The sequence below is a fragment of the Serinicoccus sp. CUA-874 genome (assembly GCF_001942225.1).
Classification (GTDB): Bacteria; Actinomycetota; Actinomycetes; order Actinomycetales; family Dermatophilaceae; genus Ornithinicoccus; species Ornithinicoccus marinus.
Genome location: NZ_MKJZ01000012.1, coordinates 1 through 16,377 on the forward strand (window position 1 = coordinate 1; position 16,377 = coordinate 16,377).

The following is a 16,377-nucleotide window of genomic DNA, read 5'->3' on the forward strand; positions in this document are numbered from 1 at the left end:
GGTGGTTGGTGCCTGGCGCTGGTCCTGACAGTGGTCTCGGCCCAACCCTGTAGACCCCTGCGATCGTGCGGGCGCGGCCAGGGCCAGCACGCGACGTTGCTAAACGCCCAGGTCGACAGATGCTCGACCGTCAGGCAGGATCTAGGGCGCCGAAGGGAGGTCCATGTACCTGGGTGTCGTCGTGATGGCCGTCGCCGCCGTCGTACCCGTGCTTGTGCTGTACGGGCTGCACCGTCGGACGGCGGTCACGCCGGATCCCCTCGAAGTGCTCCCGTTCGAGTCGGGCTGGATCCCCGAGCAGCACGCGCTGTCCCGGTACCACGTGCGGTGGTACCTGGCGACCCTCCTCTTTCTCGCCTTCGACGTCGAGATGTTGTTCATGTACCCCTGGGCCGTCGTCGTCGCCGAGATCGGCACCACGGCGGTCGTCGAGATGTTCCTCTTCCTCGCTGCGTTGTTCGTCGCCGTCCTCTGGGCGTGGCGGGAAGGTGCCCTGCGATGGGTCTGAGCGAGGCGAGCTCGCGCGTCGCCGCGCGGTACGCGCACGCCCTGCTGGTCGAGGTGCCCGGATGGGGACGCACGCGCATGGTGGCCGAGCACGCCGTGCTCGCGCGTGGATGGCAAGTGGCCCGTTCCCCGGCAGACGCTGACGTTCTCGTCGTGTGCGGCACTCCCGGGCCACGGCTCAGCGAGGCCGTCGACCAGTTGTGGCACCAGATGCCAGGGCCGCGGGTGACCGTCCAGGCCCTTCGCGTCGAGGACGTCGCGGCCGTCCTTGACGAGGCACACGCACTCCTTCTCTCCCCCGACCGCCACCGGCACGACGCGGCGGACCGACCCAGGACAGACGATCTGCTCGCACGCCAGCCCCACGACAGCCAGGCCCAGCACGCGCACGGTGGCCACGACCACCACGTTGAGCCGGGTGACGCGGATGACTCAGGTCATGGTGACAGCGAGCACCAGGGTCATGCCGGTCACGAGGAGCATGCCGGCCACGAGGAGCATGCCGGCCACGAGGAGCATGCCGGCCACGAGGAGCATGCCGGCCACGAGGGAGACCACAGGCACCCTGCAGGTCCCGAGGAGCCCGACGCCCATGAGGACGCAGAGGGGCACGGAGGCCACGGTGGAGGCGGTGGGCACGAAGGCCACGGCGGAGGCGGTGGACACGAAGGCCACGGCGACCACGGAGGTCACGGCGGCCACGACGGCATGGACATGTCCCTGGCGGAATCCCTCTGGCGGGGGGCGGGGAGGACAGGGACGGTCTGGAGATGGACGTCCTGAAGGTCCGGCTCGGCCCGGTGCTGCCTTACTGGCCGGCAGGACTGGTGCTGCACTGCTCGCTGCAGGGCGACGTCGTGACCGAGGCACGCGCTGAGGTCCTCGGCGCCGCGGACGAGGCCGGCGACGAGACCGACGCCCGGGCCGCGCGCTCGACAACATCGTCTCCTTCCTGGCGCTGGCGGGGTGGGAGGATGCCGCGGCCCAGGCACGGACGCTCCGCGACGCGGCACTGGGGGCCGGGGAAGACCCGGTGGACCTGAGGGGCCTTGAGCGGCTCCAGCGCCGGGTGCGTCGTTCACGGCTGCTGCGCTGGTCGTTGAGGGGGTTACGTCCGCTGACCGAGGAGGAGGTCCGCCACCAGGGGCTGCCCGCGGACTCCGCGGGCGATACCTACGACAGGCTGGTCCGCATGGTGGACCGTGCGGCAGCGGCCTCCCGACTCGGCGACCGCCCGGCTGTCCGTGTCGAGCACCTGGGGAAGCTGGTCGTCGGACTGGACCTCGCGGCTGCACGTCTGGTCCTGGCCAGCCTCGACCTCCACGAGCTGCGGGCCCACCACGCCCAGCACGAGGCGGCCCATGGGTGAGCTGGCGTTGGTGCAGAGCCCAGGCGTGCCGGACTCCCCAGTCGTGACCGTGGCGCCCGGCTGGGCGCTGGCCGCGGTGGCCATCCTCGGTGCCCTGGTCCTCGTCGCAGGGATGCTCGACGGCGTCCTGTCAGCACGCTCCAGCGGCGGCCCGGGCGGTGGCGCGAGCGGCGCGGCGCGCCCCTTTGGCGAGGCCGCGCGACTGATGCGGCAACGACGTCGCACCACCGTGCAGGCCGACACCCTTCTGTGGCGCGTCGGCGGGGCAGGGCTGATCGTCACGGCTGCGCTGATGGTGGCGGTGGTCCCGCTGGGGCGGTGGACGATCTTCGACCTGGACGTGGGGGTCATGTGGTTCAACGCCATGGACGTCCTGGTCTGGGCCCTGGTGTGGCTGACCGGGTGGGGCGCCAACTCGGCGCACTCGCTGGTCGGTGGCTACCGCTTCCTGGCGCACGGGCTGGGCTACGAGCTGCCCCTGATGTTTGCGCTAGTCGCTCCGGCGATCGCGGCGCAGAGCCTCAACGTGGGCACGGTCGCCGCAGCCCAGGACGGCCTGTGGTTCGCGGTGTGGATGCCGGTGGCCTTCCTCGTCTACCTGCTCGGGGTCGCGGCCTTCTCGGTATGGGGCCCGTTCGCCCCGGCGCTGGGCAGCGACATCGCCGGCGGCGTGCGGGCCGAGCTGTCCGGGGTGGACCGGCTGGTGTTCGAGACGGGTCGCTACGCCCTGCTGGGGGCCGGTGCGGCGTTCTCGGTCCCGATGTTCCTCGGCGGAGGTGCTGGTCCGCTGCTGCCTGACTGGGCGTGGGTACTGGTCAAGACCCTGGCCGTGCTCTCCTTGCTGGTCTGGCTGCAGCGGCGGTTGCCGGCCTTCCGGCCCGACATGTTCATGGAGGTGGGCTGGATGGTGCTGCTCCCGGCCGTGCTGGTCCAGGACCTGCTCGTCGCCGTCATCGCCGTCTGGAGGGCCTGAGCGTGGTCGCAGACATCGCCTTCTGGGGCCTCGGTCTGGTCGCCGTGATCAGCGGCGCCGCGGTCTTCTACGTCGACTCGATGGCCCGCGCCACGTACGCGCTCGCACTGTCCTTTATCGCCGTGGGCCTGCAGGTGCTGTTCCTGCAGCAGAACTACGTCGGCGTGGTGACCGTCCTGATGATGGTCATGGAGATGGCCGTCATGGCCGTCTACATGGTCATGTTCATGGGCATGAACCCCGCCCTGATGCCGATGAGCATGGTCCACAGCAACAGAACGGCCGTCGCGACAGCGGTCCTCACCTTCGGGGTGCTGGCGGCCGGCATCCTCCTGGTGGACTGGCCCGCCCGCCGCGGCAGCCCACCACCGGAGGTCACCGTGGCCCTCGGCGAGGCCCTCATGGGCCCGAAGATGCTCGTGATGGCCGTGATCAGCCCGGTCATGGTCGCCACCATCGTGGCCGGCGTCGTGCTCGCGGCGCACCGCACCCGGTACGACCGGTTCGGCGACGACCTGAAGCAGCGCGCCCCCGAGGACCCTCAGCCCGGAGGTGTGGGCCGATGACCCTGGAGGCGACCCTGCTCATCGCCGCAGCCGTCTTCTCCGTCGGCCTGTACGGCGCGATCTCCCAGCAGGTCGTGGTGATGGTGATGATGGGCCTGGAGCTGATGATCAACGCGGTCATCCTGGCCGCTGCCGGGTTCTGGTGGTTCCTGGCGCCCGCCCCGACCGGCCAGGTCCTGCTCCTGGTGATCATCGCGGCGATGACCCTGGAGATGGCCATGGGCTTCGCGGTCGCCACCCTGCTGCACCGGGAACGCCAGGCAGACATGACCGACATGGCCACGGACCTGACCCGATGAGCCCGCCGATGGCCCAGGCCGCTCTCTGGCTGCTCGTGCTGCTGCCCGCGGTCGTCGGCGGCGCACTGGCCCTCTCGCGTCTGGAGCGTGCTGCGGTCCCGATGTCCCTGGCCACAGCCGGTCTGACCGCGGTCCTGTCGCTGTTCGTGGCCCTGGCCCGACCGCAGGTGTCGGTGCCCTTCATGGCCGGCAGCGACCTGGCCCTCGGCGTGGACGCGCTGTCGGCACTGGTCGTGCCGACCGTGGCGGTCGTCACCCTGCTGGTGCTGCTCTTCGCAGCGGGTGAGATCCAGCGGTCCCGGGCACGGTTCCACGGGCTCATGCTCATCTTCGCCTCCAGCGCGCTCCTGACCGCCACCGCGCAGACGCTGCCAGCGCTGCTGCTCGCCTGGGAGGTCATGGGCGCGACGTCGTTCGCGCTGATCGGGTTCTGGTGGCGCGAGCAGCACCGGGTCTCCGCCGGGATGACCGCTTTCATGACCACCCGCGCGGCCGACCTGGGTCTCTACCTCGCGGCCGGCGCGGCTCTGGCCGGTGGAGCGGGGCTGGCCCTGGCCGACCTGCCCGGGAGCAGCGAGGGGTGGCGGCACGTGGTGGCGGCCGGTGTCCTCGTCGCGGCGCTGGGCAAGGCGGCGCAGCTGCCGTTCTCGTTCTGGCTGTCCCGGGCGATGGAGGGCCCGAGCCCGGTCAGTGCGCTGCTGCACTCGGCCGCGATGGTCGCCATGGGCGGCTACCTGCTGCTGCGGACCGAGCCGTTGCTCGCCTCCACGGGCTGGGCCGCCCCGGCCGCGGCCTGGACCGGCGCGGTGACCGCGTTGCTGCTCGGGGCGGTCGCGCTGGCCCAGCAGGACCTCAAGCAGCTGCTCGCGGCCTCCACCTCGGCCCAGCTGGGGTTCGTGGTGATGGGCGCCGGGCTGGGCTCGGTCGGCGGCGGTGCGGCACACCTGGTGGCGCACGCCTCCACCAAGGCGCTGCTGTTCCTGGCCGCCGGCGCCTGGCTCACCGCGCTGGGCACCAAGCACCTGACCGGCCTGCGGGGGGTCGGCCGGCGCTGGCCGCTGGTGGGGTGGGCCAGCACGCTCGGGGTGCTCTCGCTGGCCGGGGTCGCACCCCTGGCCCTGTGGGCCACCAAGGACGCCGTCCTGGCCGCGGCCCTGGCGCGCTCACCCTGGTTGTATGCCGTGGGACTGGCCGCCGCCGCCCTGTCGGCCGCCTACGCCGGCAAGATCCTGGTCGTCCTGTGGCGGCCCGTCCCTGCCGCGGAGCGCGCCGTGGTCGAGGGGCACCTCGACGAGGAGGAGCGCGGCACGGGCCGCGTCGGAGTGCTCGAACGCGCACCGATGGTCGTGCTCGCCGCGGGTGCGCTGGTCCTCGGTCTGCTCGCGCTGCCACCGGTGGGCGACACGCTCGCCCGCGCGCTCGGGGAGGAACCGCTGCACCCCACCCTCGTGGAGATGCTCACCTCGGCGGGGATCGCGCTGGCCGTGCTGGCGCTCGTCTGGTGGCGTCCAGCGCCCCGCCCCGGGTGGGCGCAGGACTGGCTGGGTCTGGAGCCGGCGACCCGGGCTCTCGTCGTCCGGCCGACCCTGGCGCTGGCACAGGCGGTGGCGCACTTCGACGACCACGCTCTGGACCGGGCCGTGACCGGGTCCGCGGCGGGCGCCCTCGGTCTGGCGCGCCGGGCAGCGGGGTTCGACGACCGGGTGCTCGACGGCGCCGTGGAGTCCGTCTCCCGGGCGAGCATGGAGGCGGCCCAGCGGGCCGGGCGCGCGGACGACCGGTGGCTCGACGGCGCCGTGGAGCGGCTCGCGGCACGGGTACGCCAGCTCGGCCGGCTGGCGCGACGCCCGCAGAGCGGACAGCTGCACCACTACTACGTCCAGGCCGTCGCGGTCCTCGCGGTCGGCGTCCTGCTCCTGCTCACGGTGAGGTGAACGTGCTCAGTCTGATCGTCTTCCTGCCCCTGGCCGCCGCGCTGGCTCTGATGGCCCTGCCACGGCTGGGCGACGGGGCGGCACGGTGGGCCTGGGTGGCCGTGGCCGCCGCAGACGTTGCCCTCGTCGCTGCGCTGTGGCTGGCCTACGAGCCACCGGCCGCAGGTCGACTGGCGTTCGAGGAACGCGCCCAGTGGATCCCTGGGGTGAACAGCAGCTACCACGTCGGGGTGGACGGGCTGTCGCTGCCCCTGGTGGCGATGACGACGGTGGTCTTCCTGGCCTGCGCGGTCTTCGCGCTGCGCAGCGGCGACCGGCCGAGGACCCAGGCGGCGCTGTTCCTGTTCCTGCAGAGCGTGAGCCTGGGTCTGTTCGTCGCCGCCGACCTGATCCTGTTCTTCCTCTTCTTCGACCTGTCCATCGTCGGCATGTACTTCGTGATCGCCGGGTGGGGACACGGGGATGCGGGCCGGTCGGCGATGAAGTTCTTCCTCTACACCTTCCTGGGCTCCCTAGCCCTGCTCGCCGGTTTCATCGGCCTCTACGTCGCTGCCGACCCGCACACCTTCGACATGGTGGAGCTGGCCGAGCAGACCCCGCTGGAGGGGTCCTCGACCGCCGGGGCGTGGGTGCTGGCCGCGATCCTCCTCGGGCTGGCCGTCAAGACGCCCACGGTGCCGTTCCACACCTGGCTGCCCCCGGCGCACACCGACGCCCCAGCCATCGGCTCGGCCGTCCTGGCCGGCGTCCTGCTCAAGATGGGCACCTACGGGTTCGTCCGGATCGCGATGCCGATGCTGCCGGAGGCGTGGCGGGCGTGGGCCTGGGTGATCGTCGTCGTCGGCATCGTCTCCGTCGTCTACGGCGCCCTGGTCGCGCTAGCCCAGACCGACTTCAAGCGCATGGTCGCCTACACCTCGGTCAACCACATGGGCTACGTCGTGCTGGCCGTCGGCGCCGCCGGGATCGTCGCCGACGACACCGTGCAGGCGCGGTCCGTGGCGGTCACCGGTGCCGTCACCCAGATGGTCAGCCACGGCCTGGTCACCGCCGCCCTGTTCCTGATCGCCGGCGTGATGTGGGAGCGGGCCGGCACCTACGACATGGGCGCCTACGGCGGTCTGGCCGACCGTGCCCCCAGGCTCGCGGCGCTGTTCGCCGTCGGGGCGTTCGCCTCGCTCGGCCTGCCCGGCCTGTCCGGCTTCATCGCCGAGTTCCAGATCTTCACCGGCAGCATCGCCGCGGCACCGGTCACCGCGGTCGCGCTGCTGGGCATCCTCATCACCGCCGCCCTGTTCCTACGGGCGCTGCAACGCATCTTCACCGGCGCCACCCAGGGCGCCTCCGTCGGTTTCGGTGACCTGCGCCCGGCCGAGCTGTGGGCCATCGGGCCGCTGCTGGCACTCTCGCTGCTCATCGGGGTCCTCCCCCGCCTGCTGCTCGACGTGATCGAGCCCGCGGCGCAGGTCCTCGTCCAGCTCGTCGGGAGGTAGATCGCGGTGGAGTCCATGGCCATGCGGCCGGCCCTGCTCGCACCGGAGATCGTGCTGTTCCTCGGTGGGCTCGCGGCCCTGCTGGGCGGGTCGTTCCTGGCGCGGACCCGCCAGTGGGTCACCCGTGCCGTCGCCGCGGCCGCCCTGCTGGTCGCGGCCGCCCTGGCCGCCCTGGACCTGCCCGGCCCGGCGCAGGTGGCGATGGAAGGCACCTTCACGGTCGACACCACCACGGGGGTCGCCCGGGTCGTCGCCGCGCTCGGCACCCTCGTCGTGCTGGCGCTGGCCTCCGACGAGATCGCCGGCACCCCGCGGGAGAGCGAGACCTACGCGCTGCTGCTGTTCTCCACCACCGGCACCCTGATCCTGGCCGGTGCGAACGACCTGCTCGTCGTCACCGTCGGGTTCCTGCTGGCCAGCGTCCCCCTCTACGGCCTGATCGGGATCGCCCGCACACCCCTGGGCGCCGAGGCCGCGATGAAGACCTACCTGCTGGGTGCCCTCTTCGGCATCCTGCTGCTGACCGGGGTCACGCTCCTCTACGGCGTGACAGCCACCACGTCCTACGCCGAGCTGACCGACCGGCTCGCCGACGCACCGGCAGGCGTGGTCGCCGCCGGCGTCGTGGCGGTGCTGGGCGGGCTGCTGTTCAAGGCCGGAGGAGCACCCGCGCACTTCTGGGTCCCCGACGCTGCCCAGGGTGCCGGCGGGACCGTCGCGGCGTTCCTCACCACCGTGCCCAAGATCGGGGCCGTGATCGCGGCATACCGGCTCGTCGAGCTGCTTCCCGACACCCTGGCCTGGCCGTTGCTGGTCGCGCTGCTGGCCGTGGCCAGCATGACGCTGGGCAACCTCGCCGCCTACTGGCAGACCGACCCGCGACGCCTGCTGGGCTGGTCCACGGTCAGCCAGGTCGGCTACCTGCTCGTGCCGGTCGCGGTCGCCGGACGCAGCGACCTCGCCCTGCCCTCGCTGCTGCTCTACCTCGCCGGCTACACCGTCACCAACCTCTCGGCGTTCGCGGTCACCACCGCCTTCCCCCAGCGGCGCGAGCTGCGCTCCTACCGGGGCATGGGCAGAGCCCATCCGTGGCTGGGCGCAGCCCTGGTCGTGGCGCTCCTCGGCCTCGTCGGCACCCCGCCCACCGTGGTCTTCGTCGGAAAGTTGACCACCACCGCCGCGGCCTGGGACGCCGGGTACGCCTGGCTGGCCGTGCTCGTCCTCGTCAACACCGTCGCCAGCCTCTTCTACTACCTGCGCTGGATCGCGCCCCTCTACACCCACCAGGAGACAGCGGGGCACCACCAGCAGGACGCCGGCACAGAAGGCCGGTGGTCGCGCAGCGCTGCGATCGGGACCGCAGCGCTGAGCCTTCTCCTCGGCATCGGAGCCGGAGCCCTCTGGGCCACCTTCTCCCTGTGACCCGGCTGCCTCGCACCGGCCGGTTCCGCTCGCGACCCGTCTCCCCCAGGTCTACCGTCGGGAGGTGGCCAGCTCCCGGCCGGCCCTGCACCAGATCCAGACGCCGGCACCGATGCCGGCCATGAGAGAAGGAGCAACACGATGACCCACCACGTGACCACGATGCTGCAGACCTACCCCAAGGACATCGGCTCGATCGACCAGGAGAAGCTCGCCGAGTGCATCGAGGCGTGCTTCGAGTGCGCCCAGACCTGCACCGCCTGCGCGGATGCGTGTCTGGCCGAGGACATGGTGGCCGACCTGGTCACCTGCATCCGCAAGAACCTGGACTGCGCCGACGTCTGCGCCGCGACCGGCAACGTCCTGTCCCGGCAGACCGGGAACAACGTCGAGACCACCCGGGCGGCGCTGGAGGCCTGCCGCACCGCGTGTCGGGCCTGCGCCGAGGAGTGCGAGCAGCACGCGCAGATGCACGAGCACTGCCGGGTGTGCGCAGAAACCTGCCGACGCTGCGAGACCGCGTGCGCCGAGCTCCTCGCCAGCCTCAGCTGAACCAGCAGGAGCTTCATACCTCCAGCGCCCGGACTTCCTCTCGGGACACCCCATCCCGCCCGGTACAAGGACCGGGCATCGTACAGAAGGAGAACGACGCGAAGACTGCGATACAGAACCGCCGACGCACCGGTTCCATCCTGACCGCCCTGGCTGTGGCCCTCGCCCCGGTGGCCGGTGTGGCGGTCGCAGCCGCCCCGGCCGCGGTCGCGGATGCCCCGGCGAGCTCGGAGCAGGCGGAACGGTTCGAGGTCGACTTCCTCACGGGCATGATCGACCATCACCACATGGCCGTCATGATGAGTCAGATGTGCCTGGAGAAGGCTGTCCATGACGAGCTGATCGCCACCTGCGAGGACATCATCGCCACGCAGACCGCGGAGATCGAGACCATGCAGGGCTGGCTCATGGACTGGTACGGCCTCGAGCACATGCCCGACATGACAGGGATGCAGTCGATGCAGCGGTTCCACGACCTCGACGGAGAAGAGTTCGAGATCGCGTTCATGCGCTCGATGATCCGACACCACTGGGGAGCGGTCCGGGAGGCAGAGACGTGCCTGGCCCGGGCCGAGCACGACGATCTCCTCGCCATGTGCGCGGAGATCAAGACCGTGCAGCTCTGCGAGATCGAGATGATGCAGAACTGGCTGCACGAGTGGTACGGCCTGCCCGGCGGCCGCCCTACCAGTACCGCCTAAGACAGGCCTCCTCGCACGCCGTGCCCGCCGACGTCGCTGGGCGGGCACAGCCCCAGGCGGGTCCGCGTAGGACAACCACGGGCGAACGACACCCGCACGCGACAGCTGGCTTCAGAAGCGTGGTTCGTGGTGGTGGTCATCCGCGTAGGCGACGAACACCTCCTTAGCATCACCACCGGTAAGCAGGAAGTTGTCGTCGAGCTCGGAGCTGAGCTGGTCGATCGCCAGTGCCAGCTGCCGCCCGCTGCGTCGAACCACCGCCTCGGAGGATGCCAGGGCCTCGTCGCGGCCTCAGGGCGTAGGGAAGCTGGCGTGCCAGCGCCAGGTCGGGGTCACGTTCCTGGAAGTAGAAGCCCTCGGTGTGCTGGGCGAAGTCGATCCCCACCGTGACCACCTCCGCCGCGAGGGTGTCCAGGACCCGGGTGAGGACGGCGGGGTCGGCGTCGTCCACGCTGCCTGCCCAGTCGCTGTCGGCCAGGCCCTTGAGCTCGAGAGCGAGCGCGCGGCGGCGGGACAGCGGCGGGTAGATTTGGGTGAACCACGTCAGGGCGGCGGTGAGCAGAGCGAAGCCGGTGAGGGCCTGCAGGGGCGAGGCGGTCCTGACCCACAGGTCGGTCGCCACCATGTCCCCGTAGCCCAGCGTGCTCAGCGTGACGGCCGACAGGTAGACAGCCTCCAGGGCGTCAGGGTAGTCCGAGGGGTCCACGCCGGAGGAGTACATGAACCCCTTGGGGACGTGCGGCAGGTAGATCAACGCCCACCCGAGCAGTTGCAGCAGCACCCACACCAGGATGACCGCGACCATCGCCAGGGGTCCCACGGTGGAGCCGAGGCGGTGCCCGGTCGCCTTCGAGACTTTCCACATCCCGGTCAGCACCATCCGGCTCAGACGTCCCTGGCCGGTGGGGTGCAGCAGGGTGTGGAACATGTCGTGCAGACCGACGCCGATCACCACGATCCCGGCGAGGGTCATCACGACCCCCATCACGATGTGCCTCTCAAGGAGTACCCCCGAACTCGGGGACGGGGCGCTGCTCGGCCTCCTGGTCGGTGGTGACCACGCCGTTGCTCTCGATGTCGTCGACGAGCCACTTCATCTCGGCGATCTCCTTGCGCTGGGCCTCGATGATCTCGTCGGCCAGCTCGCGCACGCGCACGTCGTCGATGTCGGCGCGCTCGCTGGTGAGGATGGCGATCGAGTGGTGCGGGATCATCCCGTTCATGTAGGCCTGGTCGTCGACCAGGGTCTGGGAGCGGGACAGCCACAGCGCGGTCAGGCCCAGGACGAGGGCGCCGGCGATGATTGCCAGGTTGACCCTGACGTTCTTGTACATCATCCCCCACATGAAGCCGAGCATGATGATGGCCATCGCCGAGCCCATGAGCAGGGCCATGTAGAGCCGTTCCTCGCTGAACGTCATGTGCGACCAGGTGAAGGCGTTGGTGTAGGTCAGCAGGAACATCGTCACCGTCGAGGTGGTGATCATGCCGGCGAAGATCAGGTACATCTTGCGCTCGTGCTTCTTGTGCTGCTCGTGGTCCTGCGCGGACCGGCCGTGCTGGTCGTGCTCGGTGTGCTGGCCCTGGTCGTGCTCGGACATCGGCGGTGCCTCCTCGGCTCGTGGGTACGTGCAGGGGTATGCGGTCAGGCTAGGTGCTTCTCAGGCGTCGGGCTCCTCGAGGCGTCGACGCCGGGCCCGGTAGTCCTCCTCGTCGATCTCACCGCGGGCGTAGCGCTCGTCGAGGATCCGGCGCGCCGCGGGCTGCCCGGCGGCCGCGGTCGGCTCGTCCGCCTCGTGCGCCGGCGGCTGGTCCACCGGCGCTGGCGGGCGTGAGCGGTCTGCGCCGGAGCGGACCAGCAGCGCCACCACGGCGACGGTGGCGATGATGACCAGGGGCCACAGGACCCACATCCAACCCATGCCTGCTCCCCAGCCGTTGCCCATCATCGTTCTCTCCTCTCCTTCGTGGTCGGTCGGTCCGGACGTCGCAGGGTCACTCGGCCTCGATCGTGCCCATCATGCCGAGGTCCTCGTGGTCGAGGATGTGGCAGTGGTAGACGGTCCGTCCGCCGAAGTCGGCGAACCGGACGCGCACGGTGACACTGCCGCCGGCCGGGACGTTGACCACGTCGAGCCACAGCACCTCCTCGGGAGCCTGCCCGTCGACGTCGAGCACCTGCATGGGCCAGACGTGCAGGTGGAAGGGATGGTCCATGGGGCCCACGTTGCCGATGGTCCACTCCTCGACCGTGCCCAGCCGCACCCGCTGGTCGACGCGGTCAGGGTCGAAGGACCGGCCGTCGATGGTGAGATCCATCATCCCGCCCGGTCCACGGCCGCCCCCGCCCATCATCCCGCCGCCCATGGACATCTCCATGGTCAGCTGCCGGCGCCGGTCGACCTGCGCGTCCCGCAGGTCGGCTAGCAGCCCGTCGGGACCGGGGGCCGCCCCCGCGCCGCCGTCGCCGGCCTCACCGGCCGAGGGCCCCCCGCCCCCGCGTACGTCGAGGCTGGCCAGGACCCGTTCGGAGTCCTCCGGGCCCACGGCGCCGCCCATCATCCCGCCCATCATCTGGCCGCGGTCCACGGGCACGGCGACCAGCTCGGTCCTGCCCTCGGCCAGGTCGACGAGCACGTCCATCCGGTTGCCCGGGGCCAGGACGATTTCCTCCAGGGCCACCGGCGTGGGGAGGCGGCCGACGTCACGGCCGACCACTCGCGCGGAGCTGCCCTCGCCGGACAACCGCAACGACACGAAGCGGGAGGAGCAGGCGTTGACCACCCGCCAACGCTCCCGATCGCCCCCCCGTGCCGTCAGGACCGGCTCCACCTGGCCGTCGAGCAGGAGCAGCTCACCCTCGCGGCCCATCATCCGCTCGGGCATCGAGGGGCCGACGACGGACCCGTCCTGGGAGAGGGTGATGTCGGAGACGACCAGCACCCGTTCGCGGTCGACGGCCGGCGGGTCGTCCTCCTCCACGACAATGGCGCCGTAGAGCCCGGCGAACAGCTGGTCGGCCACGCTGCCGTGGTGGTGGGGGTGGTACCAGTAGACCCCCGGCGGGTGGTCCTTCGGCAGCTGGTACTCGTACTGACGGCTCGCGCCGGGCTCGACCTCGACGAAGACGTTGTCGCCGTCGCCCTCGGGGGTCACGTGCAGCCCGTGCACGTGCAGGTTGGTCACGTGGTCCAGCTGGTTGTCCAGCTCGATCCGCAGCAGGTCCCCGGGGCGCAGCCGCAGGGTCGGACCCGGCACGCCGCCGTTGTAGCCCATCGTGGTGGCCGACCGCCCCGCCACCTCGTGCGTGTCGACGCGGGCCTGGAGCTGCACGTCCAGCGCCCGCCGCCGCTGGCCAGCACCTCCGGCTCCACCAGCTCACCCCCCGGATCGCCGGGCGCACCGGGCGTGGTCAGCTCACGCCACAGGCCCGTCCCACCTATCACGGTGGTGGCGAGACCCAGTCCACCCATGGTCAGCGCCGTGCGCCGGCTGACCGGTCTCATGACTCCTCCTCGCGCCCGGCCAGCACAGCCCGGCGATGCTCGTACTCCTGCGTGCTCAGCTCCCCGGCCGCGTAGCGCTCGTCCAGGATCCGCCGGGCGCTCGACCCATCAGCAGGTGCCGTGTCCTCGGTCCGGTCCCGGCGGGACGACCCGGAACGCCGGCCCCGGTCGGTCCGTGAACCAGGCCGCCGGCGAGGACCCGCGCCAGCGTGTAGGCCAGCAGCGCGATGCCACCGATGAGCAGGGCTGTGAATACCCAGGTCACGGCTCCATCCTCCTCTCACCACCGGCACGGCTGCATGCCGTCTCGGGGTTCACAACCCCTTGTGCAGCTGCTCCATGTGCTCGATCTCGGCCTCCTGGTCGGTCACGACCTGCTCGGCGAGCTCCTGCACGTCGGGGTGCTGCCCCTCGTCCAGGGCGGTCTGTGCCATCGTGACGGCGCCGCGGTGGTGCTCGATCATCAGCTCCAGGAACCGGGCGTCGAACGCCTCGCCGGACAGGCCCTCGAGCTCAGCCATCGCCTCCTCCTGGGTCATCCCGTCCATCTCCATACCGCTGGTGTCGCCGTGGCCCATCCCGGCCATGTCGTCCTCGGAGGCGGCCGGTTCACCCCACTGCTGCAGCCAGGACTGCATGAGCTCGATCTCCGGGCCCTGGGCCGCCTCGATCTGTGCGGCCAACTCCTGCACCTCGGGCGTGACCGCCTGCTCCTGGGCCAGCTGGGCCATCTCGATCGCGCCCTCGTGGTGGACGATCATCATCTGCGCGAACATCGTGTCCGCCTCGTTGTGCTCCTGGGCGGTCTGCTCACCGTCCGTCGTGGAGGCGGCGGTGGTGCCGCCGCCTGCGGGCTCGGTGGAGTCGCCGCAGCCGGCGAGGAACGCGGTCAGCGCCAGGGCGCCGGTCGCGAGGCGAAGGCGAGAGGTGTTCATCATCGGGGCCAGCTCCAGAGGTCGGGGGACGGTGCCCCCTGAGTAAACGTGACCATGCAGCGTCATTCCAGCCCGGAGGGGGTCCCTTCAGGAAACCTTCATCGAACCGACGTCGGACCTTCGTCACACGGGTCAAGGCGCTCACAGGCGCGAGGTGGCCTCGCGCAGCAGGTCGTCGGGGTCGAGCCACATCGAGGGGTAGTTCCCCTGCCACCGCTGCACGCCGTCGGCGTCGACGAGGACGAACCCGTGCCCGGGCAGCCCGGCGTGCATGCCCTTGCCGAGCGTGCCGTAGGCCTGCGAGACGGTCCCGTCGTCGAGCAGGTATGGCGTGCTCACGCCGAAGGTGTCGAGGTCGGCCTGGATCTGGGCGGCGGTGTTCATCACGATCGGCAGGACGACGATGCCGGCGTCGGCGAAGCCACGGTTCTTCTCGATCTCGGCCATCTGCTGGGTGCACGACCCGCACCCGGCGCCCTCGTTGAAGTAGAGGATGACCGGGCTGCCCCGGTAGTCGGCCAGGGACGCGCTCTGCCCGGTGGTCGTCGGCAGCGTGAACCCGGGCGCCGCGTCGCCGCTGACCTCGTTGGTCGTCGGCCGGGCCTGCCACAGGCCGAAGGTCACCACGGCCACGAGGACGAGCAGCCCGGCCAGCCCCAGGAGCCGTCGGCGCCGCTCGGTGTGCTCCTGACGTTGCTGCTCGAGCCGGATCCGGGCGACGTGCGCCTGACGCCGCGCTTGCTGGGTCTTGGTGCTCATGGTTGCTGCGCTCCTTGTCCTGGTGCGCCCGTGTGCTCGTGGCACGCGTGCGTGGGTGCATCGTCGGCGGTTCCGTCGGCGGTTCCGTCGGCGTCCGTGGTCGTCCTGCGTTTCCGGTCGCGCAGCGTGAACCACACGAACGACGCGGCGAGGGCGAGCAGGCCCAGCCCGAGCAGGGGTTCGGGCACGGGCGCGACCCGGCCGAGGACCTGCTCGGCGGTCCGGGTGACCCCGTCGCTCGCGAGGCGCTGGAACCAGGTGGCGTTGCCGGTCATGGTGGTCGACCCCGCCAGCGAGATGACGGCGACCCCCATGGCGACGAAGGCCAGTGCGACGGCCACGTTGACGGTGTTCGTGTGCAGCGTCCGTCCCGCAACGCTCCACCGCAGCGGCCTGGCCCGCCCCCAGCGGCGCTCCCCCAGCCCGGCTGCGTCCCAGGCCAGCGCCATGACGAAGAGCGGCAGCACCATGCCGAAGACGTACGCCATACCCAGCAGCGCTCCGCCGGCGGCGCTGCCGGACAGCGCCGAGAGGGTCATCACGCCGGCCAGGACCGGGGCGCAGCAGCTGGAGGCGATCCCCGAGAAGACGCCCAGGCTGAAGAACGTCGCCGAGTCCCCCCGGGCGGTGTCCGGGGCGCGCAGCACCGAGGGCATCGACCACATGCGCCCGGACAGGGCCAGCAGACCGAGCCCGATCATGAGCAGCCCGCCGGCCCAGTACAGCTGCACGTGGTACCTCGCGATCGCTCCGGCGATCAGGCTGACACCGAGGGTGATGGGCACCAGGACGAGGGCGAGCCCGGCGGCGAAGACGAAGGTGAGCGGCAGCAGGCGCCACCTGTTGTTCTTCACCGCCGCGGCCAGGTAGGCCGGGGCCAGGAAGACGATGCAGCACGGGGCGAAGAGCGCGACGGCACCGGCGAAGAAGGCCGCCAGGATACTGCCCGTGGCCAGCAGCTCGGTGCCCATCAGCGCACCTTGCCCGACCGCAGCGCAGCGTCCAGGCGGCGCCGGGAGAGGCGCCCGTGACCCAGCGGGCGGCCGTCGAGGAGCACCAGCGGGAACATGGCTGGTCGGTGCGTGGCGACCAGCGCGCGCCCCTCGTCAGACTCCACGGCCACCACCTCCAGGGACAGCTCGCCGCACCCTGCGCGACGGCTCAGCTCCTGGTGCGCGTCCTCGCACAGGTGGCACGCCGTGGTGGTGAGCAGGGTGGCTCGCGGCACGGGCTGGGCGTCCCTGGACCGACCGGTGGTGGCCCTGAGGTGTTTCAGCGTTAATGTCCGCATCGGGCGCTCGGATCAGACCACATCGGGGTCTTCTGGGTTTCGTTGATTCTTCCTCTGGTCTCGGTGGTAG

General features: G+C 71.2%; 22 protein-coding genes. 11 read left to right on the forward strand and 11 right to left on the reverse strand.

Translation table 11 applies throughout. The features are described from left to right. The first annotated feature begins 184 nt into the window (after window positions 1-184). Window positions 185-508 (forward strand): NADH-quinone oxidoreductase subunit A, encoded by a 324-nt coding sequence (locus BJF80_RS05940; RefSeq protein ID WP_237767459.1) that lies wholly within the window; start codon window positions 185-187, stop codon window positions 506-508. A gap of 431 nt (window positions 509-939) precedes the next feature. Here BJF80_RS05940 and BJF80_RS05945 read toward each other — a convergent pair whose 3' ends face one another. After that, window positions 940-1,200 carry a hypothetical protein gene (locus tag BJF80_RS05945; protein WP_143553998.1) on the reverse strand — a complete coding sequence of 87 codons (261 nt, stop codon included), beginning with the start codon at window positions 1,198-1,200 and terminating at the stop codon, window positions 940-942. 77 nt (window positions 1,201-1,277) lie between these two features. On the opposite strand from BJF80_RS05945, the gene BJF80_RS18280 reads away from it, so the two are divergent. From BJF80_RS18280 to BJF80_RS05990, 10 genes are all read left to right on the forward strand, one after another. Further along, window positions 1,278-1,550, forward strand: coding sequence for a hypothetical protein (locus BJF80_RS18280; protein ID WP_143553999.1), 273 nt, complete (start codon window positions 1,278-1,280; stop codon window positions 1,548-1,550). Continuing rightward, the gene (locus BJF80_RS18285; protein ID WP_143554000.1) at window positions 1,541-1,876 is read left to right on the forward strand and encodes a hypothetical protein; all 336 of its coding nucleotides are present in this window, start codon (window positions 1,541-1,543) and stop codon (window positions 1,874-1,876) included. The genes BJF80_RS18280 and BJF80_RS18285 overlap by 10 nt, the downstream gene beginning before the upstream one ends. Before the next feature lie 25 nt (window positions 1,877-1,901). Beyond that, the gene (locus BJF80_RS05955) at window positions 1,902-2,849 is read left to right on the forward strand and encodes a complex I subunit 1 family protein (RefSeq protein WP_058889692.1); all 948 of its coding nucleotides are present in this window, start codon (window positions 1,902-1,904) and stop codon (window positions 2,847-2,849) included. 2 nt (window positions 2,850-2,851) lie between these two features. After that, window positions 2,852-3,415 (forward strand): NADH-quinone oxidoreductase subunit J, encoded by a 564-nt coding sequence (locus tag BJF80_RS05960; protein ID WP_075812213.1) that lies wholly within the window; start codon window positions 2,852-2,854, stop codon window positions 3,413-3,415. Continuing rightward, window positions 3,412-3,714, forward strand: a complete 303-nt coding sequence (locus BJF80_RS05965) for an NADH-quinone oxidoreductase subunit NuoK (RefSeq protein WP_075812215.1) — start codon at window positions 3,412-3,414, stop codon at window positions 3,712-3,714. The genes BJF80_RS05960 and BJF80_RS05965 overlap by 4 nt, the downstream gene beginning before the upstream one ends. After that, window positions 3,711-5,648 (forward strand): proton-conducting transporter transmembrane domain-containing protein, encoded by a 1,938-nt coding sequence (locus BJF80_RS05970; RefSeq protein ID WP_075812217.1) that lies wholly within the window; start codon window positions 3,711-3,713, stop codon window positions 5,646-5,648. Before BJF80_RS05965 ends, BJF80_RS05970 begins: the two co-directional genes overlap by 4 nt. Before the next feature lie 2 nt (window positions 5,649-5,650). Beyond that, the gene (locus tag BJF80_RS05975; protein WP_075812219.1) at window positions 5,651-7,141 is read left to right on the forward strand and encodes a complex I subunit 4 family protein; all 1,491 of its coding nucleotides are present in this window, start codon (window positions 5,651-5,653) and stop codon (window positions 7,139-7,141) included. A 15-nt stretch (window positions 7,142-7,156) separates the two neighbouring features. Then, window positions 7,157-8,563, forward strand: a complete 1,407-nt coding sequence (locus BJF80_RS05980) for an NADH-quinone oxidoreductase subunit N (protein WP_202817147.1) — start codon at window positions 7,157-7,159, stop codon at window positions 8,561-8,563. Window positions 8,564-8,704: 141 nt separating this feature from the next. Beyond that, window positions 8,705-9,115 (forward strand): four-helix bundle copper-binding protein, encoded by a 411-nt coding sequence (locus BJF80_RS05985; protein ID WP_075812221.1) that lies wholly within the window; start codon window positions 8,705-8,707, stop codon window positions 9,113-9,115. Beyond that, complete coding sequence (locus BJF80_RS05990; protein WP_143554001.1) at window positions 9,052-9,816, forward strand: DUF305 domain-containing protein; 765 nt, start codon at window positions 9,052-9,054, stop codon at window positions 9,814-9,816. The genes BJF80_RS05985 and BJF80_RS05990 overlap by 64 nt, the downstream gene beginning before the upstream one ends. Before the next feature lie 169 nt (window positions 9,817-9,985). Here BJF80_RS05990 and BJF80_RS05995 read toward each other — a convergent pair whose 3' ends face one another. The 10 genes from BJF80_RS05995 to BJF80_RS06035 all read right to left on the reverse strand — a co-directional run bounded on the left by BJF80_RS05995 (window position 9,986) and on the right by BJF80_RS06035 (window position 16,244). Continuing rightward, window positions 9,986-10,801 carry a potassium channel family protein gene (locus BJF80_RS05995; protein WP_237767453.1) on the reverse strand — a complete coding sequence of 272 codons (816 nt, stop codon included), beginning with the start codon at window positions 10,799-10,801 and terminating at the stop codon, window positions 9,986-9,988. Between the two features lie 13 nt (window positions 10,802-10,814). Then, the gene (locus BJF80_RS06000; protein WP_083673486.1) at window positions 10,815-11,417 is read right to left on the reverse strand and encodes a DUF305 domain-containing protein; all 603 of its coding nucleotides are present in this window, start codon (window positions 11,415-11,417) and stop codon (window positions 10,815-10,817) included. Window positions 11,418-11,477: 60 nt separating this feature from the next. Continuing rightward, window positions 11,478-11,765, reverse strand: a complete 288-nt coding sequence (locus BJF80_RS06005; RefSeq protein ID WP_075812225.1) for an SHOCT domain-containing protein — start codon at window positions 11,763-11,765, stop codon at window positions 11,478-11,480. A 46-nt stretch (window positions 11,766-11,811) separates the two neighbouring features. After that, the gene (locus BJF80_RS06010) at window positions 11,812-13,149 is read right to left on the reverse strand and encodes a multicopper oxidase family protein (protein ID WP_321166351.1); all 1,338 of its coding nucleotides are present in this window, start codon (window positions 13,147-13,149) and stop codon (window positions 11,812-11,814) included. Window positions 13,150-13,318: 169 nt separating this feature from the next. Then, window positions 13,319-13,411: an SHOCT domain-containing protein gene (locus BJF80_RS19845; RefSeq protein ID WP_237767460.1), complete on the reverse strand. Its 93-nt coding sequence runs from the start codon at window positions 13,409-13,411 to the stop codon at window positions 13,319-13,321. Continuing rightward, window positions 13,378-13,587: a hypothetical protein gene (locus BJF80_RS06015; protein WP_237767462.1), complete on the reverse strand. Its 210-nt coding sequence runs from the start codon at window positions 13,585-13,587 to the stop codon at window positions 13,378-13,380. Before BJF80_RS06015 ends, BJF80_RS19845 begins: the two co-directional genes overlap by 34 nt. Before the next feature lie 49 nt (window positions 13,588-13,636). Next, the gene (locus BJF80_RS06020; RefSeq protein WP_075812229.1) at window positions 13,637-14,260 is read right to left on the reverse strand and encodes a DUF305 domain-containing protein; all 624 of its coding nucleotides are present in this window, start codon (window positions 14,258-14,260) and stop codon (window positions 13,637-13,639) included. A 138-nt stretch (window positions 14,261-14,398) separates the two neighbouring features. Next, the gene (locus BJF80_RS06025) at window positions 14,399-15,016 is read right to left on the reverse strand and encodes a peroxiredoxin family protein (protein WP_075812231.1); all 618 of its coding nucleotides are present in this window, start codon (window positions 15,014-15,016) and stop codon (window positions 14,399-14,401) included. Then, entirely contained in the window at window positions 15,013-15,987 is a 975-nt protein-coding gene (locus tag BJF80_RS06030) for a cytochrome c biogenesis CcdA family protein (protein WP_075812233.1), read from the reverse strand. The genes BJF80_RS06025 and BJF80_RS06030 overlap by 4 nt, the downstream gene beginning before the upstream one ends. Then, entirely contained in the window at window positions 15,987-16,244 is a 258-nt protein-coding gene (locus BJF80_RS06035) for a glutaredoxin family protein (RefSeq protein ID WP_075812235.1), read from the reverse strand. Before BJF80_RS06035 ends, BJF80_RS06030 begins: the two co-directional genes overlap by 1 nt. Window positions 16,245-16,377: the final 133 nt, after the last annotated feature.